General features: G+C 62.9%; 18 protein-coding genes. 12 read left to right on the top strand and 6 right to left on the bottom strand.

Features of this window, described 5'->3' with window-relative positions:
• Positions 1-2 precede the first annotated feature (2 nt).
• Positions 3-1,403 carry an alkaline phosphatase family protein gene (locus ACRRQW_RS02825; RefSeq protein ID WP_438479739.1) on the top strand — a complete coding sequence of 467 codons (1,401 nt, stop codon included), beginning with the start codon at positions 3-5 and terminating at the stop codon, positions 1,401-1,403.
• 44 nt (positions 1,404-1,447) lie between these two features.
• Here ACRRQW_RS02825 and ACRRQW_RS02820 read toward each other — a convergent pair whose 3' ends face one another.
• From ACRRQW_RS02820 to ACRRQW_RS02805, 4 genes are all read right to left on the bottom strand, one after another.
• Entirely contained in the window at positions 1,448-2,677 is a 1,230-nt protein-coding gene (locus ACRRQW_RS02820) for an MFS transporter (RefSeq protein ID WP_438479738.1), read from the bottom strand.
• A complete protein-coding gene (locus ACRRQW_RS02815; RefSeq protein WP_438479737.1) occupies positions 2,674-3,714 on the bottom strand; it encodes a hypothetical protein in 1,041 nt (346 codons plus the stop codon). Before ACRRQW_RS02815 ends, ACRRQW_RS02820 begins: the two co-directional genes overlap by 4 nt.
• A gap of 110 nt (positions 3,715-3,824) precedes the next feature.
• Entirely contained in the window at positions 3,825-4,913 is a 1,089-nt protein-coding gene (locus ACRRQW_RS02810) for a sialidase family protein (protein ID WP_438479736.1), read from the bottom strand.
• Positions 4,910-5,659, bottom strand: a complete 750-nt coding sequence (locus ACRRQW_RS02805) for an SGNH/GDSL hydrolase family protein (RefSeq protein WP_438479735.1) — start codon at positions 5,657-5,659, stop codon at positions 4,910-4,912. The genes ACRRQW_RS02810 and ACRRQW_RS02805 overlap by 4 nt, the downstream gene beginning before the upstream one ends.
• Before the next feature lie 252 nt (positions 5,660-5,911).
• Between ACRRQW_RS02805 and ACRRQW_RS02800 the strand changes: the two genes are divergently transcribed.
• From ACRRQW_RS02800 to ACRRQW_RS02790, 3 genes are all read left to right on the top strand, one after another.
• On the top strand, positions 5,912-7,801 hold the full coding sequence (locus ACRRQW_RS02800; RefSeq protein WP_438479734.1) for a sialidase family protein: 1,890 nt from the start codon (positions 5,912-5,914) through the stop codon (positions 7,799-7,801).
• 64 nt (positions 7,802-7,865) lie between these two features.
• Positions 7,866-10,871: a TonB-dependent receptor domain-containing protein gene (locus ACRRQW_RS02795; protein WP_438479733.1), complete on the top strand. Its 3,006-nt coding sequence runs from the start codon at positions 7,866-7,868 to the stop codon at positions 10,869-10,871.
• 108 nt (positions 10,872-10,979) lie between these two features.
• Positions 10,980-12,686, top strand: a complete 1,707-nt coding sequence (locus tag ACRRQW_RS02790) for an exo-alpha-sialidase (protein WP_438479732.1) — start codon at positions 10,980-10,982, stop codon at positions 12,684-12,686.
• Between the two features lie 69 nt (positions 12,687-12,755).
• Here the strand turns inward: ACRRQW_RS02790 and ACRRQW_RS02785 are convergent, their stop codons facing one another.
• Complete coding sequence (locus tag ACRRQW_RS02785) at positions 12,756-13,859, bottom strand: substrate-binding domain-containing protein (protein WP_438479731.1); 1,104 nt, start codon at positions 13,857-13,859, stop codon at positions 12,756-12,758.
• A 59-nt stretch (positions 13,860-13,918) separates the two neighbouring features.
• Between ACRRQW_RS02785 and ACRRQW_RS02780 the strand changes: the two genes are divergently transcribed.
• From ACRRQW_RS02780 to ACRRQW_RS02745, 8 genes are all read left to right on the top strand, one after another.
• Positions 13,919-14,857: a dihydrodipicolinate synthase family protein gene (locus ACRRQW_RS02780; RefSeq protein WP_438479730.1), complete on the top strand. Its 939-nt coding sequence runs from the start codon at positions 13,919-13,921 to the stop codon at positions 14,855-14,857.
• Positions 14,858-14,896: 39 nt separating this feature from the next.
• Complete coding sequence (locus ACRRQW_RS02775) at positions 14,897-15,805, top strand: aldo/keto reductase (protein WP_438479729.1); 909 nt, start codon at positions 14,897-14,899, stop codon at positions 15,803-15,805.
• Between the two features lie 16 nt (positions 15,806-15,821).
• Complete coding sequence (locus tag ACRRQW_RS02770; RefSeq protein ID WP_438479728.1) at positions 15,822-16,844, top strand: zinc-dependent alcohol dehydrogenase; 1,023 nt, start codon at positions 15,822-15,824, stop codon at positions 16,842-16,844.
• 72 nt (positions 16,845-16,916) lie between these two features.
• Positions 16,917-17,432 (top strand): hypothetical protein, encoded by a 516-nt coding sequence (locus tag ACRRQW_RS02765; RefSeq protein ID WP_438479727.1) that lies wholly within the window; start codon positions 16,917-16,919, stop codon positions 17,430-17,432.
• On the top strand, positions 17,426-18,001 hold the full coding sequence (locus ACRRQW_RS02760) for a hypothetical protein (RefSeq protein ID WP_438479726.1): 576 nt from the start codon (positions 17,426-17,428) through the stop codon (positions 17,999-18,001). The genes ACRRQW_RS02765 and ACRRQW_RS02760 overlap by 7 nt, the downstream gene beginning before the upstream one ends.
• A gap of 281 nt (positions 18,002-18,282) precedes the next feature.
• A complete protein-coding gene (locus ACRRQW_RS02755; RefSeq protein WP_438479725.1) occupies positions 18,283-19,248 on the top strand; it encodes a 3-hydroxyacyl-CoA dehydrogenase family protein in 966 nt (321 codons plus the stop codon).
• A gap of 30 nt (positions 19,249-19,278) precedes the next feature.
• Positions 19,279-20,457 carry a thiolase family protein gene (locus tag ACRRQW_RS02750; protein WP_438479724.1) on the top strand — a complete coding sequence of 393 codons (1,179 nt, stop codon included), beginning with the start codon at positions 19,279-19,281 and terminating at the stop codon, positions 20,455-20,457.
• Positions 20,458-20,541: 84 nt separating this feature from the next.
• Positions 20,542-21,891: a 3-oxoacid CoA-transferase subunit B gene (locus tag ACRRQW_RS02745; RefSeq protein WP_438479723.1), complete on the top strand. Its 1,350-nt coding sequence runs from the start codon at positions 20,542-20,544 to the stop codon at positions 21,889-21,891.
• A 140-nt stretch (positions 21,892-22,031) separates the two neighbouring features.
• On the opposite strand, the gene ACRRQW_RS02740 is transcribed toward ACRRQW_RS02745, so the two are convergent.
• Positions 22,032-23,141, bottom strand: coding sequence for a substrate-binding domain-containing protein (locus ACRRQW_RS02740; RefSeq protein WP_438479722.1), 1,110 nt, complete (start codon positions 23,139-23,141; stop codon positions 22,032-22,034).
• Between the last annotated feature and the right edge of the window lie 39 nt (positions 23,142-23,180).

The following is a 23,180-nucleotide window of genomic DNA, read 5'->3' as shown; positions in this document are numbered from 1 at the left end:
CCATGAAAATCCTGCCCAACTGCTGTCTCCGCTCCGCCGCGGCCGGTCTGATCTTGCTCGCGATGTCGGCCTCGCCCTTGAAACTATCCGCGGTCAATCGCGATGCCGTCGTGATTGTCGTCAGCATCGACGGCTTGCCGTCCGATTATTTCGAAGCGCCCTCGGTTGCCATGCCCACTTTGCGAGCCCTCGCCGCGCGCGGCGCGCGGGCCGAAGGCATGGTGTCGGTGTTTCCCACGGTGACGTGGCCGAACCACACGAGCATGGTGACGGGAGTGTCGCCCGCGAAGCACGGGGTGCTCGGGAATATTTACTACGACCGCGCGAAAAAAGCGGAGGTCAACTTCATCTGGGACCCGATCTTCGACAAAGAGGACATGGTGAAGGTGCCGACGGTGTACGATGTCGCGCATCTGGCCGGCCTGAAGACAGCGGGCATTGCCTGGCCGGGCAGCCGCAATGCCAAACACCTCGACTGGCAGGTGCCCTGCGTGATCGAGGCCGACCTGCTCGAGCGCTACACCACGCCTGAAGTGAAGGACCTGTTTCGCACGCTGGGAATCTCGCTGCAGCGTAAGACGGAATGGGGTGAAATCGACGTCGGGGGCAAGGCGTTGTGGGACTGGATGCACACCCAGGTGGCGAGCCAGCTGGTGCAGCGCCACCGTCCGAATTTGCTGCTGATCCACTTCGACATGGTGGACGCGCTGCAACACCGCAATGGCCGCAACCGGCCGGAAGCGGACTGGGCGGTTAATCTGGCGGATCACTATCTCCGCGAATTGGTGGCGGCGACCGAAGCGGCGGGGCTTGCGGAGCGCGCCACGTTCATCGTGGTGTCCGATCACGGTTTTTTTAACTATTCGAAACAGATCAACGGGAACGCGGTCCTCCGGGAAGCCGGCCTGATCAAGACCGCCGGCAATCGGATCGTGGAGAGCCGCGCCCACTTCCTTTCAATGACCGGCGGGGCGGCGATCTATATCACGGACGTCGAGCACCGTGAACAAATGGCGCGCGATCTCGCGGCCAGGTTCAAATCGATCGAGGGCGTCGCTGAAGTGCTCGACGCGGGTGCGATCAAAAAAATCGGCCTGGCGACCGCAGCGGAAGATGCTCGCGCCCCCGATCTCATGCTGTCCGCGGCGGAAGGGTATGGGTTTTCTCCGAGAATTCCGTCGCTGGAGATCATGGCCGAGATGAGCCAGGTCAAAGGCGCCCATGGCTATCTGCCCGACCAGCCAAAAATGTACGCGACCTTCGTCGCATCGGGTGCCGGCATTAAGGCGGGGGTGAAGCTCGGGAAAATTCGCAACGTGGATGTCGCCCCCACGATCGCCGCGCTGCTGGGGCTTGAGATGAAAAACGTCGAGGGGCGGGTGCTCCACGAAATCCTGAAGTAAGCCCGCGCGTTCACCGCCCGCTCAGCCGCAGTTGCGTGGGCGGGTCAGGATTTGCGTGAACCCGGCTTCAGTAAAAACAGGATCGCGAGCGATACGAAAAAACTGAGGCCGCCGAACTGGAATATTTTCACCACGCTCACGTTGGCGTCGCGGAGCAAGCCTCCGACATAGATGGTCGCCCCGCCGATGACGCAGGCGCAGAAATTGAGCAGCCCATACCCCGTGGCCCGGTAGCGCCGGTCGGCGACCAGGGTCAGGATTGGCATCATGTTGGCATCGGCAAACGCCTTGGTGAGGCCGAAGACCACCAGGCCCACAATCGCGACCGTGAGCGATTCGGTCACGGATACCACCAGAATGCTGGGCGCGGACAGGGCGAGGCCGATCATCACCACGTAGATGGGCCCGCGGGCGTCCTTTCGGCTCCAGCGATCCGCCCACGCGCCGCCCAGCAGCACCCCCGCCAGCGCGGCGGCTTGGAGGTAGCCGGTGGCGGATAATCCTGCTTGGCCCTGACTGAGATTGAACTGCTCGTTGAGGTAGGTGGGCATCCAGCCCACCACGGCCCACGCGCTCGCGCCCAACAGACCCCAGTAAACCAGTGCGAGCAGGAAATTGCGGTCCCCCAGCAAACTGCGCAGCGCTTCGGTTAACCTGACGGGTGAGGGGGTGGCCGTCGTCTCCTCGACCTCGGGACGATCCGCCCGGTCTTTGAGAAGAAAGATGAGCACGACCGCCAAGCCGATCCCCAGCTGGCCGAAGAGCGTGAACGCATGACTCCAGCCGTGCCGTTCGGCAATCCATCCACCGAGGCCGCCCAATCCGCTGCCCACCATCACGCCGCTCATGTGCACGCCGTTGGCGAATGACCGCGTGGTAGTGCGATGATAGTCGGCGATCAGCGCGAGAGCCGCGGGAATATAACAGGCCTCGCTGATTCCCATAAGCGCACGCGTGGCCAGCAGTTGTTCGAAGGTTTTGGCGTGGGCCGTCAGCCACGTGACCGCCGACCACGTCAGAAAACTGATGATGATCACGCGGCTGCGGTTGAAGCGGTCCGCCAGAAATCCGGCGAACGGGCTGAGTACGGCGTACACCAGCAGAAACACCGTGGTGAGCAGGCCGAACTGCGCGTCGGTCATCGGAATCTCCTTGAGAATCGAACCGCGCATCGTGGTGATCATGACGCGATCGAGGTAGTTGAGACAGCCCACCACCCACAGTAGTCCCACCGTCAGCCACGCCCGCGCCGCCAATGAAGAGGGGCCGCTCATGGGGAAGCCTGGGTCGTGACCGGGGCGAGCTCCTTCGGAATAGTCCACTCCCACGTGTTCGGGGTGCGGACGCCGGCCATGATTTCGCCGGAGACAATGGTCCAGGCGTCATTCCACCGGACCGCGGGAACCGTCACCACCGGATCAGGCCAGACGCCAGGCACGCGCTGCCATTGATGGCTGACGATATCGAAACAGAGGATCGAGTTGGGCAGTCGCGCGTCGCGTGGCAACTTGCCGACCTGACGTCCGTCGACGCCGCCTAAAACAAAAACCCGGGCGGGCGACGTTGTCGTCGGCGCAGGCGAGGGCGCGGCGACCACCGAGCACGGAAGCTCGGGCAGTTTTTCCCAACCGCTGCCGGGACGGTAGCGATAGGCATCGGTCAAATAGTGGGGTGCAGAACCCGCGGCACCGCTGCTTTTGAGTTCCAGACCGCTGATGAGGAACACGGAATCGTCGACCGCCGCCATCACGGCCTGCGCCCGCGTGGGGCCTGGCCAGGCAGGCAGCGGTTGCCAGCCGCTCTTTTCGGTCGAGAGGTCGAGCGAGAGAAACGTGGCGGTGCTTTCGCGCGGGGTGGCCGATCCGTAGCCCCCGGCCAGATAAACCTTTCCGGCCAGCACTTCGGCGACCGGACTCGTCAGCGGTGACGGGAGTTCGGCGGCGTGGTCGATGACAACGCGATCTCCAGTCCAACGCAAAAGCAGGCAATCCGAGAACGTGCGCGCGGCATTTTCGCCGCCGATGACCAGCACGCCCCTGGCGGTCGACACGACGGCAGAGTAGCCGCGCGCTTCCGGCAACCGGCCGGCGGGCTGCCACTCGCTCGCGCCCGGCCGCAGCACGGAGATGTCGTCATAATAGACTTTCTTGCCGCCTTCCCAAGGCGGTTTGCCAGGGAAATTGGCCCCGCCCGCGGCGATGAGCACTCCGCCATGTTGTCCGGCCAGAATTCCGGCGACCCCGAGCGGTTGCGAATAAGGCGGGAGTTGCCGCCATTGAGGTGAGGTCGAACTGGCGACGTTGTCTGGCATGGTAGGGGGACGGGAAGGAGAGACGGCTATGGCCGCAGCGAAGAGAGATCCGAGTAGGACTGCCCCGAGGAGCAGTTTGGTACAGAAGGAGCGAGGAAAATCGAGGTGCATCACGGGAGCGATTTGACGCGCGCCACAGAAGATTCTTTCGTGAAATCCGCCTCGTGAGCGACGGCGCGAAGCGCACCCTGCATGGAAGTGATCCAGAGTTCGCCGGGACGGCGTTCCAAGAGATAGGGATAGGAAATGCGCGCGCCGCGGGCGAGCGGGACGGGTGCCCCCCAAGTTTTGCCGTCGTCGTCGGAAAACGCGATATGGATGAGTTTTCGATTTCCGAAGATCGCGTTCCAGACCAGCACCTGGCGTCCGCTCTGGAGGCGTTTGATCAGACCCGGGGCGTGCGCAGCTTCAATCGGGGAGGGCTCCAAACCGGTCCAATCGAGCCCGTCGGTCGACCAGGCCTGCCAGAACACTTTTCTATTCGTACGGATCAGCAGGCGAAAGCGGTGATCCGTCTGTTCGATCACGGTGGGCTCGAATCCGCCGGAGTGGTCGCCGGGCGTATCCAGCACGTCCAGCACATTGCTGATTCTCCAGGTCCGGCCTTCATCGACGGAAACATGGGTGACAGTGGCATGGCGTGCGACGGCGGGCAGGAGCAGCTGGGAGGTGACGATGATGCGCCCGTCGGCGGCGACGATCATGTCGCGGATCGCCCCGCAGTAGCCGCGCTGGATCATTTGCAGGTCAATCCAGGTTTTACCACCGTCGACGCTCCGCACGGCCCAGACGTTGAGGGTGTTTTTCTGCAGCACATTCGGGTCGTCCTTCACCCACTGCCAAACGCGATCCTTATTGTCGATGAAGACCAGGACGAGGGTATTCTGCTTGGTCGAAACGAGCGCCCGCTCCGGCCTTAATTCAAGGTTGGCTTCCGCGGGAAAGAGCGGCACGGGGTTGGACCACGTCTGTCCGTCGTCGTGCGAGGTGCGCGTGGCATTGCCGTCCACGGCCAATACCCCGCCGTCCGGGAGATTGATAAACGGCCCCATCAGGTCGAAGCGGAGCGGAACGGCTTTGCCCAGCAGTTCGGTCTTCACCTTGGGCGCCGTTTTTTTGACGGGCGGCGGCTCGGCCGCAGGGACGAGGTTGGACGCAAGGCAGGTGAGGAGAATCAAAGCAGCGTGGCGGAGGATCATGGTGTGGAAGAGTGGTTCGGAGCAACGACGAGGGAGTGACGCCCGATTTCCCGCGCGAGGAGGCGGGCGACCAGGGCATGGCCTTCCTGATTGGGGTGCATGCCATCGAGGAGCAGCGGGGTGGCCGACGTCTTCGCGAAATCCCGGTGGGCGTGGTCGACGTCGATCAAAAGGACTCCAGACTCCCGGGCGATTTCCCGCACGGCTTCGGCGTAGGCGGAGAGAGTCGCATTGAACCCGTCGGGATCCTCGGGACGGTACGGCGCGTGGCCGTACTTGGCTTTCAGTCCTTCCGTCCATGCGAGCGGATTGGGTGTCATCAAGATCACGGGAACTTTTCTCTCCTGCAAGGCCGTGACGAAGCTGCGCAGGTTGTGGCGATACTGGGCCACCGGCACGCGCGAGGCGGCGGCGGGCGGTTTTTTCCATACGTCAACGGTGGAATCGTTGATGCCGAATTGAATCACGACCAGCGCGGGATTTTGAGCGAGTACGTCGCGTTGAAAGCGGGCGGCGGCCTTCTCGGTGGTGTTGCCGCCGACGCCGGCGTTGATCACCCGGATGGATCCGCCGTGGTGCTGGTTGAGGTCGGCTTCGAGCAGCGCGCCGTATTCAATCAGGTTTTTTCTGGGCGCGGTGGTCGAATCTCCGAATACCACGATCCGGATTTGCTCGGCAGGGGCCGCCGGGAGACGGAGGCAGCCGAGCAGGAGTCCGCAGGTTGCAATAATGTTCAGAAGCCGCATAGCATGGTTGAGCGTGGAGACAGGGGCCGCGCCGTGACGGACCGAGTGCCTACTACCGTGCAGGACTCGCCGGCCGTTTCAACGGACATTCACTGGTCATATTATATGTCCGGCACGACCGTCTGGACACGGGCGTGCGATTTTGGCGTATTGGAAAATCTCTTTGCAACAACCAGGTGACGGCGTTGCACCGGCTGCAATTTAGACTGGGATTTGCGACGATCGCGCAAACTGGTCATGTGCGTTTCCCACTTGTTTGGCATCGAAATCGAAAACCCGGAACGCACGATTATCGCCATGAGAAGTCATCCCAAGGTCACCTCCGGCGCGGTTTGCCCGGGACTGCGGATGGAGAGACCCAGTCGCTGGGTTCACCGACTCGTCGGGATCACTGCGGTGATGGGTTTAGCGACCCTGTTCGTAGCTTCCGCCGCTGGCGCGTGGGGGGCGGAAAAAAATCGCGAGGCGGAGGTGGCCGGACAAATTCCCGGGCCGCAGCTGCTGCGGAAAGTCCGGGGCTTCGCCCCGCTCGTGCTGCCGGACGGGACGGTCGAGCACTACTACATTGACGGGGCCCACGGAAAACAGACGGCGCTGAAGATTGTTTCCGGCGACGAGGGTGCGACTTGGTCGGAACCGCAGGTGGTGCTCTCCCTGCCGGCGGAAGGAAAATGGGCCGGCCGCAGTCCGCATGTGTTGCGAGACCGTTCGGGTAATTTTCATCTGTTCCTTTTGGACACCACGCCAGTGGGCCAGCAATTCTGGCACTCGGTGAAGAAGGCCGGCCAGGCCCGCTGGAGCCAGCCGGTCGTGGCCGGTGTCTCCTGTCCGCAGACTCCCCCCATTCAACTGCGCAGCGGCCGGATCGTGGTGCCGGTGGGTTATCTGGTTCCGGACGAACCTTGGGGCTCCCGGTGGGGTCGGCGAGTGTGTACGACCTATTATTCTGACGACGAAGGCGCGACCTGGCTGCAATCGCCGGCACGGTTGCGGGTGCGCAACCTCGCGGACCAGAGCAATTATGTGGGCGGATACGAGCCCGTCATCGTCGAGTTGAATGATGGACGGGTTTGGATGTTGATCCGCACGCAGAGCGGACGTCTCCACGAATCCTATTCGACGGACGGGGTGGCGTGGAGTGATCCGCAGCCCACGGATTTCCGCAGTTCCGATTCGCCGGCCAGTCTGGTCAAACTGCCCGGTGGGGAAATCGTGGTGTTTTGGAATAACTGCCGGGAAATCAATCCCGGGGACGGCAGCTGGCTCTACACGGGACGCGACGCACTGCATGCTGCGGTTTCGAAGGACGACGGTCTGACCTGGCGCGGGTTTCGGGAAGTGTACCTCGACGATCGCCGGAACGACACCCCGCCCAAGACGGGGGATCGCGGCTCCGCTTATGTGAACGCCTTTGCCGCACCGAACGGAAAAATATACTTCGCGGCGGGCCAGAGCGATAACCGGAAGCTGTTTCGCATGGATCCGGCCTGGCTGACCCAGATCGGAAGTTCGGATGACTTCGGTCGCGGATTGGAACAATGGAGCGTGTTCAAAAGTTTTGGGCCCGCCTTCGGCTATTGGCGCGATCGCAAGGCGGGGGCGCGCCTCATCCCGGACCCGTCCGGTGCGCCGCGCTCCGTCCTGCAGTTGCGTCGTCCGGATGCGGACATGGGCGATGGCGCGGTCTGGAACTTCACGGCCGGTACCTCAGGGGAGGTCAAATTCGAACTCCGGCTGGAGGCAGGTTTCCAAGGCGCGCAGATTTCGCTGGCCGACCTGCATCTTTATCCGGGTGACAACAATCCCGACACGACGGCCTTCACCTGGGGGATTGCGGCTTCCGGTGATCCCGGCACGGGTACACCCCTCGAAAAAAACCGCTGGTACTCCGTGGAACTGGCGTGGGCGACGGAGCCGCAGAGGCAGTCGGGGTCCCGCTGGCCCGGCGTCGCGACGGTGCGCATCGATGGTCGCGAGGTGCTCAAGCTGTCGCAGCTTCGCCGCGCGAAGGCGGGTCTTTCCTACCTTCGGCTCAGCGAGCCGGGCCCGGCAGTGTCAGCGACCGGATTTCTTGTCGGCAATTTTTCCGTGAAAACCACGTCGGTCCCTCCACAGGCGATCCCGGCAATTTCGAAGGAGTGATTTCGCTTCCCAGCGTTGGTCCACTCCCAGCACACCACCCGATCAGCTCAAAGCAAAATTCAGCATGACCTCACTTCAGCACACCCTCAGGGCCGCCCGATTCAGCAGCCTGTTGTTCGCCACTCTTTCGTTTTTTATTTCCATCGCGGCCGCCCAGGTGGCGGGAACAGGCACCATTGGCGGACGCGTGCTGAACTCCAGCAGCGGTGAATATGTGGGCAACGCCAGCGTGTCGGTCGAGGGCAGCGCCCAGACCACACTGACGGATGCCAATGGTGAATATCTGCTGGCGGGCGTGCCGGCTGGCGAAGCCCGGGTGGTCGCAAGATTTGCCGGCCTGGAGCCCGTGGGCCAGAGCGTGCTGGTGGTCGAGGGCGTGCGGGTCGCGCGGGATTTCTCGCTCGGCGCGACGACGTTGCGCGAACCGGAGGGGGAGACCGTTGTCTTGGACAAGTTCACTATCGTGGAGCGCGAGATGACCGCCCAACGCAAGACCCTGCAGGCCCAGAAAAACGCGCCCAATGTGATGAATGTCGTCGAATTCGACGAGTTTGCCAACATGGGTGACGGCGACCCCTCGCAGATGCTGAAGTATGTCCCGGGCGTCGCGATCTTCGGGGACCGCAGCTCCATTTCCGTCCGCGGGCTTTCCCAATATTCGACGCTCGTCACGGCCGACGGCGCGAACGTGGCCAGCGCTTTCGGCGATCGCGACGTCCGCCTCAGCGACATCCCTGTCGGCAATCTCCAACGGATCGAAGTCACCAAGGTGCCGACGCCCGACATGCCGGCCTCGGCGATCGGTGGTTCCGTCAACCTGGTCTATAAAACCGGCTTCAGCCGGAGCACGCCTTTGCTGACCTATAACGTTTTCGGAACGACAAGCACCATGGACGGATTCCGCGGGCTCGATCTGAGCATGAAGGAAAACACCGGCCGCACGCGCCACACCACGGCGAGTTCGCTGCAGCCCGGCGTGGAGTTGTCCTACATCCATCCAGTGAACAAAAAGCTCGCATTTACTTTCAACGCCAAGCGGGCGTCGCGTTTTCAGGAAGGCGACTATCCCCAGATCGCCCGCAACTACGTCACGGGCATCAATACCACCACGACGGTCAGTTCCTCCGACATCTACACGATCGACAGCATGGCCTCGCTGGGCGTCGACTGGAAGCCGGCCGAGAAACACCTCTTCCAATTCAACGTGCAGACCCAGGGTCGCGAGCTCTTCGTCTCGCGGGCCCGACTCATCCTCAATTATGGTGCCGGCGCCACGGGCGGCGAGGATTTCACGCAGGGCGCCGTTCCCGGCGCGGGCAACGCGCTGCAGTCCGACACCATGGATGCCGGGCGCAACCGCACGGGCCTGAGCGGGCAGGTGCGCTACACCTACACCGGAGACACCTGGAAAATCGCGGGCTCGGCCTCCTACGCGCGCAACCACCGCACTGTCGAGGACGTGAGCGGCGGGACCTTCGCCACCGTGGTGCTGAGCAACATTCCGCAGCTGGTGATTCGCGCGGATGACTTCGACCACATCGGCAACCGGCGGACCCCCACCTTCACGGTTGTGAACCGGAGCGGCGTCACGGTGGATCCCTTCCGGCTGACGACGAACACCATCAACAGCGTGACCAGCAACGAGTCGACCAACGTGGACGTGCGTGACGGGGGCAAGCTCGACTTCACCCGGAGCTTTAACACCACGATCCCGGTTTCCATGAAATTCGGTGGCCAGGTGGACCGGCAGCGGAATGACCGCAATGCCACCGGCCAGAGCTGGACCTTCACGCCGCCGGGCGGCGCCGCCGGCCGGATCATCAGTAACTTCGACGTGCTGGCCCGGGACTACGCGGCGCGGAAGGTTTACACCGATTCCTCCGGCCGGCAGTTCACGGTGGATACGGTGGACACCTCCAAGGTGTACGACCTTTACCGCGAGCACCCGGAGTATTTCATCCTCGACCAGAACGCCGCCTACATCGCCGCGGTCAACGGTTCCCGCTATCTCCAAGAAACGATTTCCGCGGCCTTCGTGCGGGCGGATGTGAAGCTGCTCGACAAGCGGTTGTGGCTGGTCGGCGGCGTGCGTTACGAGCGGACGGATGACGAGGGGCAGGGCCCGCTGGTGGATACCCGCGCGGCCACCGTGCAGACGCAATACACGGAACGGGGCTTCCTCGCGGACCGCAATTACGACGGTTTCTACCCGAGCTTGAACTCGACCTACGCGATCACGGACAACCTGCTCGTCCGGGCCGCGTACGCCCGCACCATCGGCCGTCCACGCCTCAGCGACATTCTGCCGGGCACCACGATCACCCGCGCGGACATTGCCGATCCGCTCATCACGATCGTCAACACGGGCCTGATCGCCCAGACGGCCGACAGCTACGACTTGTCACTCGAGCTGTATGAACTGAAGGGCGCTTCGATTTCCGTCGGTGCGTTCCGCAAGGACATTGTCAACTTCGTCTCCGACACCCGGGAGGACGCCACCCTCGAGCGCCTGCGCGAACTGGGCCTTTCCGAGGAATACGTGGGCTACGACATCGTCTCCAAGGCGAATGCCGGCGAGGCGGTCGTGACCGGCTATGAGTGGAGCTACCGGCAGACCTTCCCGTTCCTGCCGGGCTGGGCCCGCGGCTTCTCCGTGTTTGTCAACGCCACGCAGCTCAAGGTCACCGGGGCCAATGCGGATGATTTTGTCAGTTTCGCTCCCCGCCAGATCAATTACGGCGCGGGCTACGCGAACCGCAAATTCCTAGCCAAGCTCAATGTCGCCAACGACCGGGATGGTATGCGCACGTCCGGCTTGCTCGCGGCCTCCAACGCATCGCAGACGGCGGGCAGTTACACGCTGCAACTGCCGTCCCGTCAGGTTGACCTATCCCTAGAATACCGCTTCTCGAAGCGTTTCTCGGCTTACTGTTCCGTGCGCAACCTCCTCAACGATGAGATTGCCACCACCGGCCGCCGCGGACCGGGAATTCCCGAATATGCGGAACCGCTGAGCATCTTCACCACGGGTGGGGCGGACGTCACCTTCGGCCTCAAGGGAGAATTCTAATTGGAGATTGCGAGTGCACCCGGCCGGATTCCAGCGCAGTAAATCAGACAGGGATGCCGAGGAGCATAGTTCGATGCGTAGATTTCATATTATCATCAGCCACCACCAATGAAGGTCTCCTTTATTTTTCTCAGCACCATGGTTATGGTCGGCCTCGCAGTGCCCGGCCACGCGGGCGTGGAGCCGACCTCTCCCCAGCGTGTGCTGGCCAATGAATTCGGGATGCAATTGCGGCCGCCGCCGGCGCGGGCCGCCGACGCGTGGGCACCCGCGATCGTCCGGGAAGCGCCCTCCAATGAGTGTTCGCTGCTCGCCCGTCAGGACGGGGCACTCGAGATTTATTATATCACCAAGCCGGAGAGCGAAACCGTCTCGTTCCTGCGCTCGGAAGACGGCGGGTTGACCTGGAGTGAACCGCGGCTCGCCTTCAAGCTCCCGGGGCGAGCCTATTATGCGGTCAAGGTGCTGGAGGCCCCCGACGGCACGCTGCACGCGATCTTCCACGTGCATGGGAAGGGCGAGGGCGGGCATCGCGGGAACCTGTACGAAGTCTATCATGTACGCCGGGAACTGGGAGCGGCGGAGTGGACGCCCGCCCGGCGCTTCGTGCCGGGCTACGTGGGTTCGATCCGCGGCTTTGTCCAGCTGCCCGGCGGACGTCTCCTCGCGGGCGTGGCGCGGGCCATTCCCGCCCGCGGCCAGGCGCCGGCCAGCGGTCCTGATTTCGGCTGGCATGACACGTACGTGTACTGGTCGGGCGATCGCGGCGAGACCTGGCACGAATCCCCGGATCACCTCCGCATCGAGCTGACAACCAAAAACACCACCCGCTACGGTGCGATCGAGCCGGTGTTGTTGCCCCTGGCCGATGGGCGAGTCTGGATGCTGGTGCGCGACCGGCAGGGGCGTCTGTGGCAGTCATTCTCGAACGACCGGGGTGAACGCTGGAGCCCGGTGGTGCCGACCGATTTCATTTCCTCGGACTCGCCGGCGGAGTTGCTCCGTCTGCGGGACGGTGCGATCGTGCTTTTTTCCAATCCCTGCCAGAACTGGAGCAACCCCCGCAGTTACGCCATGGGTGGACGCGAAGTGCTGACCGCGGGTCTGAGTCAGGATGAAGGACTCACGTGGAAGGGATTCCGGGAGATCCTGCATGAGACCGCCGCGAAAGCCGGCGGTGATCGCGGCACGGCTTATGCCTCCGCCGTTGAAACACGCGACGGAAAAATCGCGGTCGTGAGCGGGCAGGGGCACGGCAAGCGCGCGATAGTACTCTTCGATCCGCGCTGGTTGCTGGAGCGCAAAGTGGCGGACGACCTCGGCGCGGGGCCAATCGGGTGGACCAGCTATGGCGGCAGCGAACTTCAGGTGGTCGGCGAAGGCGCGGAAGCCACGCTCTCGGTCGGCCTGAAAGATAAGGCGGGTGGCGCGCTCTGGAATTTTCCGGCTGCGAAAGGTGGGCTGGTGCAATTTCACCTGCAGGCGCCGGGGACCGTGCGATCCCTGACCATCAGCCTGACCGACCATTTCAACCGGCTCGACGATCGGCAGGCCGCGGAGCACGCGGTGGTGACGATTCCGGTGGACGTCTCCGCATTCTCAGCCGCACTCGGCCGCGGAATGGATGTGCGCATGAGCTGGCGGGACGCGGCTGGAAAGGGAACCGTGACCGTGGAAATTGATGGCAAGGTTTTGGGTGATTTCCCGCTCAAGCGCACGGCGGCACACGGAATCAATTACCTGCGGGTGGAGTTCAGCAGTGAGGTCGTTACGGATGCGGTGACCTTCTCGCGATTGTCGGCTGAGGTGCGTTGAGCGCCCACCGCGCCACCGGTGGGGACGTGCGCGGAATGCTGATTGGGCAAGTCGCTGCTGGCCCTCCGATCAGGCGAGTTGCTTGACCGTTCCTCCCGCGAAGAATTTAGGAAAAATAAGATTGGGCTTCGGCGAGAGCAGCCCGTTGTTCACAATCTGCAGGATCAAGCGCGACAGGCGGTGCGCGAAGGTGTCGTCCTGCAGCGTGTAGTGGGCGATGGGCGGGCTGACCCCTTCGAAGATGCGGTCATAGTCGCGGGCCATCAGCGAAACGGTATCGGGCACCGCAAGGCCCCGTTGCAGGAGATAGAGAATGACGATGAAGACGTATTGCGGTTTGGCGACGAGCAAGGCGGTCGGTGGCTGCGCCGAATTGAACAGCGCATCGAGGCGCCGGATGATGTTTTGTGCGGTTCCGTTGTGCCGGACAATGAGGGCGTGCGCTTCTGCCTGGTGGTTGGACTTAACGGATTCGCGGAATCCGACCTCGCTGGCGAGGTCCCCGGCGACGCCGGAGTTGGGCACCACGAACGCCATGTGCCGGTGGCCCTTGGATAAAAACACCCCGCCCGCGTGCCGGCAGACCGACCGGTAGTCGATATCGAGCGAAGGGAGGCTGAACTCCGCGTGGCAGGAACCCAGTACCAACGCCGGTACCGAGTGCGTGGAGAACCATTTCTGAACTTCCTTGCTCACCGAAAGCAGCGCACAGCAGTAGACGCGGTTGCGGGTGACGAACTCCTCCAGCTTGTGCCGTTGCATCCGCGGGCTGGCGGTCATGGGGCACACCAGCACTTCCGTGGTGAAGCCCTGATCGGCGAGGTGGGCCCGCATTTCGCTGATCACCTGGTAGGTCGCCAGCGTCATGTGGCTGAAGGGCTCATGGGTGACCAATCCGACCACCCGGCTTTGCGCCGACGGGGCCGATCCCGCGCGTTTCAGCAACCGGTTGCGCCGGCCATGGCGGATTTCGACGATCCCCTTTTTCGCGAGGATCCGCAGGGCGGTGCGCACCGTGGGCCGGCTGACCTTCAGCATCTCGCAAAGCCGTCTTTCACTCGGCAGGGAGTCCTGCCAAGTGCCGTTGTCGATGGCGTTGGCGATCAAATCCGCCGCTTGGGCGGACAAGGACAGTCGCGTGGGCAGGTGGAAAGGGAGGGCTGAGCTGTTCATAGTAAGTTACCAGTTCTTAAACCTCGTTCGATTGGTAAGGCTCCCGTTTATTTAGCGAGATGAAATCGTCCCATCCCGTGCAAATCTGGTCCGCCGTGCCGACTCCGCTCACGCCCGAATTTCGGGTGGACGAGATTTCCGTCGAAAAAATGGTACATGCGGCCATCGCGGACGGAATGCACGGACTGTTTCTGGCCGGAACCTGCGGGGAGGGGCCGTGGCTGCCCAACCGCGAGCGCCAGCGCCTGGTGAAGGCGGCGGTGAGGGCGGCAGGCGGCCGCTTGAAAATCGCCGCCCAGGTTTCGGACAACTCGGTGCCGCGCATCCTGGACAACGTGAAGGACGTGGCGGACGCGGGCGCCGACTATGGCATCGTGGCTTCCCCGGCCGCTTTCCTGAACGCCACTCCGCAGCGCATCGCGGCGTTGTTCACAGAGGCGGTGCAGGCGTCGCCGCTGCCGATGGGTGTTTACGACCTCGGCCGTCACCGCCCGGTCGTCATCCCCGAGTCCGAACTGAAGAAGATCTATCTCCTGCCCAATGTACATTTCGTGAAGGACAGCTCGGGCGCGCCTGAGCGTCGCGCCATCGCGCTGGCCGCGCGCACGGAAAAACCGGCGCTGCGTCTGTTCAACGGCGACGAGTTCCGCTGCCTTGAGTATTTGCAGGCCGGCTACGACAGCTGCATGTTCGGTGGGGCGGTCGCGGTGGGACCGCAGCTCAAGCAGCTGACGGCATTGTTCGCGGCCGGCCGCGTGGCTGAAGCGCAGACCGTGGAATCCGAAATGAGGCGCGTGCTCTACGGAATTTACGGGGGCGAATCGATCGCGTGCTGGCTCACCGGCTTGAAGCACTACCTGGTCGAGCGCGGGTTGTTCGGGACGGCGGCGAGCTTCCTTGAATATCCTTTGACCCCCGAGTGCCGTTCCTTTATCGAAAGCTATGTGGCGGGCGGCACTCCTCCGCCCAAGCTGAAGGCGCCGACCAACGGGAAATAACTCTGAACCTTCGTCTGTTTCAGCGCCAACGTGACCTCCATGCTCTCCGCCTCTCCTTTGCAGTCATCCCCGGTGGTTCCGGCCTTCAGCCGGATCTGTCTCGGCGGCGCGACTTTCGGACGGGAGATAGACCAAGTCGCCTCGTTCGCCTTGATGGATCATGGCGTGGCCAACGGCGTTACCCTCTTCGATACGGCGGCGAATTATTCCGCCGGCGAATCCGAGAGGATCATCGGCGCATGGCTGGCCGCCCGCCCGTCGGTCAAACGCCCCGGCATCGCGACCAAAATATATCCGCCGTACACCGAAGCCCAGGTGGTATCGGCGGTGGCCGCGAGCGCGGCGCGTCTGGGGATCGAAACGATCGACCTGCTGTATCTGCACAAATGGGATGAGACGGCGGACACCCCCGCGGTGCTGCGCGCGCTCGACCGTCTGGTGCGTGAAGGACGGGTGAGCCGGCTTGGCGCCAGCAACTATACCGCCGCCCAACTCAAGAGGGCCTTGGCGCTGCAAGGCCGTCTCGGGCTGAAGCCTTTCCAAGTGGTACAGAACAACCACAATCTCGCGGTGCGCACGGTTGACGACGAAATGCGGCAGCTGTGCGCGGCGCATGGGGTGGCCATCATCACCTACAGTCCCCTCGGTGCGGGCTACCTCACCGGGAAGCATCGCGGCGGCGTCGAGGCGGGTTCGCGCTTCGCGGTCATCCCGGGCCACCAGGACGTTTATTTCAATCCACTGGCGGAGCGCCGGCTCGCGCGGCTCCAAGAAGTCTCCGTGCGAAACGGTCTGGCCATGACGCATCTGGCGCTGGCCTGGGCCTTGCACCAGCGCGGCGTGGCCTCCGTCTTAATCGGCGGTCGCACGCCGGCCCATCTCGACCAGGCCTTTGCGGCGTCGCGGTATGACGATGCCGGCGTGTTCGCCGAACTGGAGGCATCCTGATTTTTTTCATTCTCCGATGAACCCGACTGCCCACTCCTCCCCGCGACTCATTTTTGCCTCTTCTCCTCCCGGTGTCACGGTGGAGACCAGCGAGATCCCAGTGCCCGGGCCCAACCAGTTGCTCGTGCGCAACGCCTGCACCCAGGTGAGCGCAGGCAGCGAATCCAATTTCCTGCGCCATGGTCCGCAATCCTATGGCCTGCCCGAGGGAGCCCAGCGGGCGAACATCGGCTACATGGCCGTTGGCCGGGTCGTCGCCGTGGGACGCGACGTCACCGGGTTTCGGGTGGGCGACCGGGTAACCGCTTCCGCGCCGCATGCGCTGCATGTGGTCGTCGACGTGAACCCGTCGGCGAGCATCGAACAAGTGCCCGAGGGTGTTACTGATGAGTCCGCTGGATTTGTGGCCCTGGGGGATGTGGCGCTGCACAGCGTGCGCCGCGCGGGCGTGCAGATCGACCAGTCAGTCGCGGTGTTCGGGCTCGGGATGGTCGGTCAGCTGGTACTGCAATTTGCCCGGATCTCCGGCGCGTATCCCCTCATCGCGATCGACCTGGAGGACGAGCGGCTGGAAATGGCGAAGCGCAGCGGCGCGACGCACTGCATCAACGCCTCGCGGGAAAACGTCGTCGAACGCATTCGGGAGATCACCCGGGGCGCGGGCGCCGAGGCGGTTTTCCACTGCGCCCAGGCCGCCTCGATTTTGCAGACCGCGATGGAGTGCGCCGCCGATCGCGGTTCCGTCGTATTGACCGGGAGTCCCCCCGGCAACGCGACCATTCGTTTGAAGGAAGAACTGTTGCGCAAGGAACTCACCGTCACCGGCACGTATGAGGCCGGCCTGACGGAAACCCACGCGTACTGGCGCTGGTCCCGCTCACGCAACCGCCGGGCCTGCCTGCGTTTGATGGCGACGGGTGAGTTGCGGCTGGATCATCTGCTCACACATGTCGTCCCCGTGGCGCAGGCACCGGCGATTTACCAGATGGTGCTCCAGGGCAGCAAGGGCTGGTTGGGCATAGTGTTCAAATGGGAATGAGCCGATGCGACCGCCGTTGAAACCGTCCCCGTCATTCCCTGCCGCCATCGAAACCGCCGGAGCCCTCGCGTCATGAGTAAACCCGGCGCGCCGGCGCTTCCGTACACGGATACGAAACCCCAGGGTTCGGCGGATTTTTATTACGCGATCAACGCGACATTCCGGTTTGTACTGCGACGCGAAGGCTACGAGGGCTGGCGTCACTACTTGGAGGAAATGGGCCGCGGGTATTTTGCACCGGTGAACGAACGCTGGCGGGTGATCGGCCTTCCGGCCGTCGCCCGGTATTGGCGCGACTTCTTCGCGGCTGAACCGGGTGCGACCGTGGAGGTAACGGAAAAACCTGACCGGGTGGAGGTGAACGTGCGGGAATGCCCGGCGATCCGGCACCTGCGCGCCGGCGGACGCGAGATCGTGCGCGAGTATTGCCAGCATTGCTACCTGCTAGGTTCCGCGCGCGCGGAGGCGGCGGGCCTGACCATGCGTTTGTCCGGCGGTAACGGCAGCTGCCGGCATTCCTACGCCACGCTTGAGACCAAGCTTCCCCCGCAAGACATGGGCGACATCAAGGAGGCCGGACCATGCTAGGCTGTTACGATTTTTGCGGACACTACGAATGGACGTTCGACTGGCTGGAAGGAAGGGGCGGCCACGCACTCGTGAAGGCCTACTGGAATGAAGCCATCAATCAGGACAGCCAGCGGCACGCCGTCGAACTGATCAAGCGGGAGGGCTTCGCCGGCATGGCCAAATATTGGGGACACACGCTGCTCGAGGAATCGCCCGACCTCGGGTTCACGATCACCCAATTGCCTGATCTGTTCCGGGTCGATATGCATGCCTGCCCCTCGAAGGGTTTTCTGCTGCGCAACGGGCTCGAGTCGTACCACGACTATTGCGATCACTGCCTCGGTTGGATCGGACCCCTGATGCAGGACGCGGGCTTTGTCATCGATCACGAGCACAACCATCAGGCGAAGTGCTGGTGGGAATTCCGCAAGCGCGGCGATCAGGCTCCGCCCGCGGCGCCGGGAGTCGTCGCCGGTGACAAGGACGTACGGTTGCTGGCCGATTGGGACTCAACCGGGGCGCACCTGGACCGCTATCGGCAGGCGATCGACTCCGATCAGAAGCTCCCGGATGTGCCCTTGCCGTGATAAGTCCAGCCATGCGGCCTGCCGCTCCGACGTTCAATTTGCCGGGATCTGATGGCCGGCGCGGAAAACGGCTTTCTCAGTTTATTTACCCTCCCGCTGGAAACTATGCCGACAACTCGATGGCTTCTCGCGTTTTCGAAAAAACATCTCCGCGATCCTTTGGCTTCCATCCGGCGGTTTCGGCCGCCGGCTTCAGCGGGCGTCATGGGTATTCGTGCCCTCCCTGAAAAACGGAGATCCGCGGAATGCAGGAGCGCAACGGCTGACGGTCGCTAACCACCATGCAAATATCAAAGATATCAATTGTCGGTGCGGGCACCATGGGGGCCAATATTGCCCTGAACTTCGCCGCGCATGGGCGGGAGGTCACGCTTCACGATTCGCAGGTTTCCCAGTTGGAGAAGGCGGTGCATCTTGCTCGCACCAATGCCGACCTGCTGCAGCGACACGGGCTGATCGCCGAGCCGATTGATGCAATCGTCGCCAGGATTATTTGCGAACCGGAGTTGGCCGCCGCCGTGGCGGAGGCTGACCTGGTGATTGAAGCGGTGGTCGAAAAACTTGAAGTCAAACGCCAGTTATTTCGGCACATGGACGGCCTGTGCCGCGTGGAAACCATCCTGGCGAGCAATACCTCCACGTTCGAACCGTCCCAGCTGGCCCTCGATTCGGTGGCTGATGAGCGCAGAAAACGTTTTCTGGTGATGCATTACTGGAACCCGGCGCACTTGATGCCACTGGTCGAACTTGTACCGCACCCTCATGTGCTCTCAGGCGTGATCGAGGACGTGAAGTCGCTCCTGAGAGATTGCGGGAAGACTCCCGTGGTGGTGCGCAAGGAGATCCCCGGGTTTATCGGCAACCGGCTGGCTTTTGCGCTCCAGCGGGAGGCCATGGATCTGGTCGGCAAGGGTGTCGCCTCCCCGGAGGACATCGATACCGTGGCCCGGATGGGGTTTGGCCGGCGTATTCCCGTCAGCGGGATATTTGGCACGGCCGATCTGGGGGGACTGGACGTGTACCTTGAGATTTCCCGGGGGCTTTTTCCGCAGCTCTGCAATGACTCCACCACACCGGCAGTTCTGGAACAACTGGTAGCCAAGGGCGATTTCGGAGTGAAGTCCGGGGCGGGATGGAAGCAATATTCAGCCGGGGAGATCGCAGCGCTTAGGGAAGCGGTCACGGCAGAGCTCATTCGCCAACTCAAGCGCGACCAGTTGAACAATGGAACTGCGGAAGGCCGTTAATCCGGGATGATTAATCCTCTTTTTTCCTCCATGGACGACGTTGTCATTCTCGAAGCGACCCGCACTCCCATTGGCGCATTCCAAGGCGTTTTCGCCGGCGTGCCCGCTTACAAGCTCGGAGCCGCCGCGATTCAAGGGGCGCTCGCAAAAGCCGGGGTCCCTGCCGCCTTGGTTACCGACTGCGTGATGGGCAACGTGCTTCAGGCCGGTCTTGGGCAGGCGCCCGCGCGGCAGGCTGCGCTGGGCGCTGGGCTGCCGTCGTCGGTGCGCTGCGTCACGCTCAACAAGGTCTGCGGTTCCGGCATGCAGGCGGTCATCGACGCGACGCATTGCCTCGCAGGCGGCATGGGGGAGATCACGGTTGCGGGTGGCATGGAGAACATGACGCTCGCGCCCTATTTACTGCCGAAGGCTCGTGACGGCTACCGGCTCGGCCACCAGCAGGTGATCGACTCGATGCTCTCCGACGGTCTTTGGAACCCCTCCGATAACTTGCACATGGGCAACTGCGCGGAGCAATGCGCCTTGAAATACAAGTTCACGCGCGAGCAGCAGGACGCCTACGCCATCGAATCCTTCCAGCGTGCCAACGCCGCGCAGAAGGCCGGCCAGTTTGCCTGCGAGATCACGCCGTTCGAGGTGAGGGACGCCCGGGGAAATGTCACCAGGGTCGAATTCGACGAAGGTCCGGCGCGGGTGAAGTACGACAAGATTGCGACCCTGAAGCCGGCGTTCCTAAAGGACGGCACGATCACGCCCGCCAACGCCTCTTCGCTGAACGACGGTGCCGCCGCGCTGGTGTTGACGACGGCCGCTTCGGCGAGGCTGAAAGGCTTGAAGCCCATCGCCCGGCTGGCCGGTTTCGGAGGCCACGCGCAGGAGCCGGTGTGGTTCACCACCGCCCCGGTGCGGGCGGCGCAAGCCGCCCTTGCTCGCGCCGGCTGGTCGGTAAAGGACGTCGACCTCTGGGAGGTGAACGAGGCCTTCGCCGTCGTCCCGATGGCCTTTATGCAGGAACTCGGGATACCGCACGACCAAGTGAACGTGCACGGCGGCGCGATCGCGCTGGGTCATCCCCTGGGGGCAAGCGGGGCCCGTGTCCTCGTGACCCTGATCGCGGCCCTCCGGGAGCGTGGGCTCAAGCGCGGCGTCGCCGCGGTGTGCATCGGCGGCGGCGAAGGGCTGGCCGCCTGCGTGGAATTGCTTTGATTCAGATTGGCAAGGATCTGCGGCCAGACCGTTTGATTTCGAATCCCCCGTTTCCCGTTTGAGGACAAAACCCTGTTTTAATTTATGAGCAAAGTCACCGCCAATGCCCAGGCCGCCCTCGCGGGCCGGCTTTACGATAACATGACCATCGCTGCGGGTGGTTTCGGTCTGTGCGGGATCCCGGAAAACCTCATCGCCACGTTGCGCGACAGCGGCGTGAAGGGCCTGACGATCATCGGTAACAACGCCGGCGTCGACGGCTTTGGCATGGGTGTCTTGCTCGCGACCCGGCAGGTGAAAAAAGTCATGGCCTCTTACGTGGGGGAGAACAAGGAGTTCGAGCGACAGGTTCTCGCTGGCGAACTCGAACTGGAACTGGTTCCGCAGGGTACCCTGGCCGAGCGGTTGCGGGCCGGTGGGGCGGGCATCCCCGGGTTCTATACGCGGACGGCGCTCGGCACGAGGCTGGCCGAAGGAAAGGAGATCAAAAACTTTCAGGGCCGGGACTACGTGCTGGAGTCCGGAATCACCGCCGACCTCTCGCTCGTGAAGGCCTGGAAAGGCGATCGGGCCGGCAACCTCGTGTTCCGGAAAACCGCGCGGAATTTCAACCCGATGATCGCGACATGCGGAAAAATTTGCATCGCCGAGGTCGAGGAACTCGTCGAAGTGGGCGAACTGGCCCCTGACGACGTCCACACGCCGGGGATCTACGTGGACCATATTTTTCAAGGCGTGAATTATGAGAAGCGCATCGAATTCCGCACGGTGCAAGGCGGTGTGGCTTCCAGGCGAGAGACGCCCAGCCGCGAGCTGATGGCCCGGCGCGCGGCGCAGGAATTGCGCGACGGCTACTATGTGAACCTTGGCATCGGCATCCCGACGCTCGTCGCCAATTTCATCCCCGAAGGCATGACGGTCACCTTGCAGTCCGAGAACGGCCTGCTGGGCATCGGGCCGTTTCCGGCCGATGAGCAGGTCGATCCGGACCTGATCAACGCCGGCAAACAGACGATCTCGACAATCCCCGGCTCGGCTTTTTTCTCCAGCGCCGAATCGTTTGCGATGATCCGGGGCGGGCACATCGACCTGTCAATTCTCGGGGCGCTCGAGGTCGCCGAGAACGGCGACATCGCGAACTGGATGGTGCCCGGTAAAATGGTCAAGGGCCCCGGCGGCGCGATGGACCTGGTCGCAGGCGTGAAGCGCGTGGTGGCTGTCATGGAGCACACCGCGAAGGATGGCAGTCCGAAGATCTTGAAGCAGTGCACCCTACCTCTCACCGGCAAGGGTGTGGTCAGCCTCATCATCACGGATCTCTGCGTGTTCGCAGTGCAGCCGGAGGTTGGCCTCGTCCTAATCGAACTGCATCCCGGCATCACCCTTGACGAGGTACGGGTAAAGACCGGCGCTTCATTTGTGATCGATTGTTAAAGAGGCGCGCCTTTCGGGGAATGGCGGCACACAAGGGCGCAGCCCCGGTGAGAAGTGAGTGGGCAAACCGCCGGCGATTGAAAGCAACGTTCGGACTGGATTCCTCGCGTCGCGGCTAGGGCGAAGCAATCGCGACGCAATCAGCCATCGACATGTGACCTCACTGTCTTGCCTTCGAAAAATTTGGGAAACAACAGGTTTGGCTCCGCGGGAATTGAACCTTGGTTCAACAGCTTGATCATCAGTCGGGAAAGGCGCTGGCCGAGCGAGTCGTCCTTGAATTGATAGTGCGAGATCGTGGGGTGTACCGTTTCGAACAGGTATTCGTGATCCCGGGCAATCAGTGAAATCTTGTCGGGCACCGACAGGCCTCGCTTGAGCAGGTAGATGATCACGGCGAAAACATGCCGGTGCTTGGCGACGAGCAGCGCGGTGGGCGGACGGTTCGATTTAAAGAGGGCGTCGAGCTTGGCGCTGATGTTGAGGGCGGTACCATTGTGCCGCACGATGATGGCTTCGGCATCTTTCCGATCCCCGCGACCGGCGACCGCTTCTTGAAATCCTTTTTCGCTGGCGATGTCTCCGGCGACGCCGGAGTTGGGCACGATGAGGGCGATCCGCCGGTGGCCTTTTTGCAGGAATATCCCGGCCGCGTGGCGGCAGACGGACCGGTAGTCGACATCCAGCGAAGGGAGAACCACGTCAGGGTGGCAGGAACCGAGCACGAGTGCCGGCAGCGACTGGCGGGCGAACCATTGTTGCAATTCGCGGCTCACGGAAAGCAACACGCAGCAAAACACGCGATTTTCCCGAATGAAGCTGTCCAGTTTTCGCTGCTGAGTCAGCGGACTGCGGGACTGGCAAACGAGGACTTCCGTGGCGAAGCCGTGTTCCGCAAGGTGCGTGCGCATGTCACCGATGCCTTGATAAGCCATCTGCGCGATGTGCGAGACCGGTTCGTGGGTGACCAGGACGACGAGCCGGCTGGGTTGGGGCGTGAAGTGTTCAGGCGCGGTGAGGAGGCGATTGCGCAGGCCGTGGCGGATTTCGATCAACCCTTCTTTCGCCAGCTGGCAAAGCGCGGTGCGAACGGTGGGTCGGCTGATCTGAAACATTTCGCAGAGGCGGCGTTCGCCGGGAAGATATTCGTCCCACACGCGCTCCGAGATCGCTTTGCGGATCGACGCGGCCGCCTGGGCCGGCAGGGAGAGGCGCTTGGGAATGTCAAAAGGAGGTGGCGAGCTGTTCATAATATCTTACCAGTAATTCGGACTAGTTCCGGTTTTGGC

Source organism: Oleiharenicola lentus (genome assembly GCF_051660365.1).
GTDB classification, from domain to species: domain Bacteria; phylum Verrucomicrobiota; class Verrucomicrobiia; order Opitutales; family Opitutaceae; genus Lacunisphaera; species Lacunisphaera lenta_A.
Note: the sequence above shows the minus strand (reverse complement) of the source record. Positions and strands in the feature narration are given on the sequence as shown.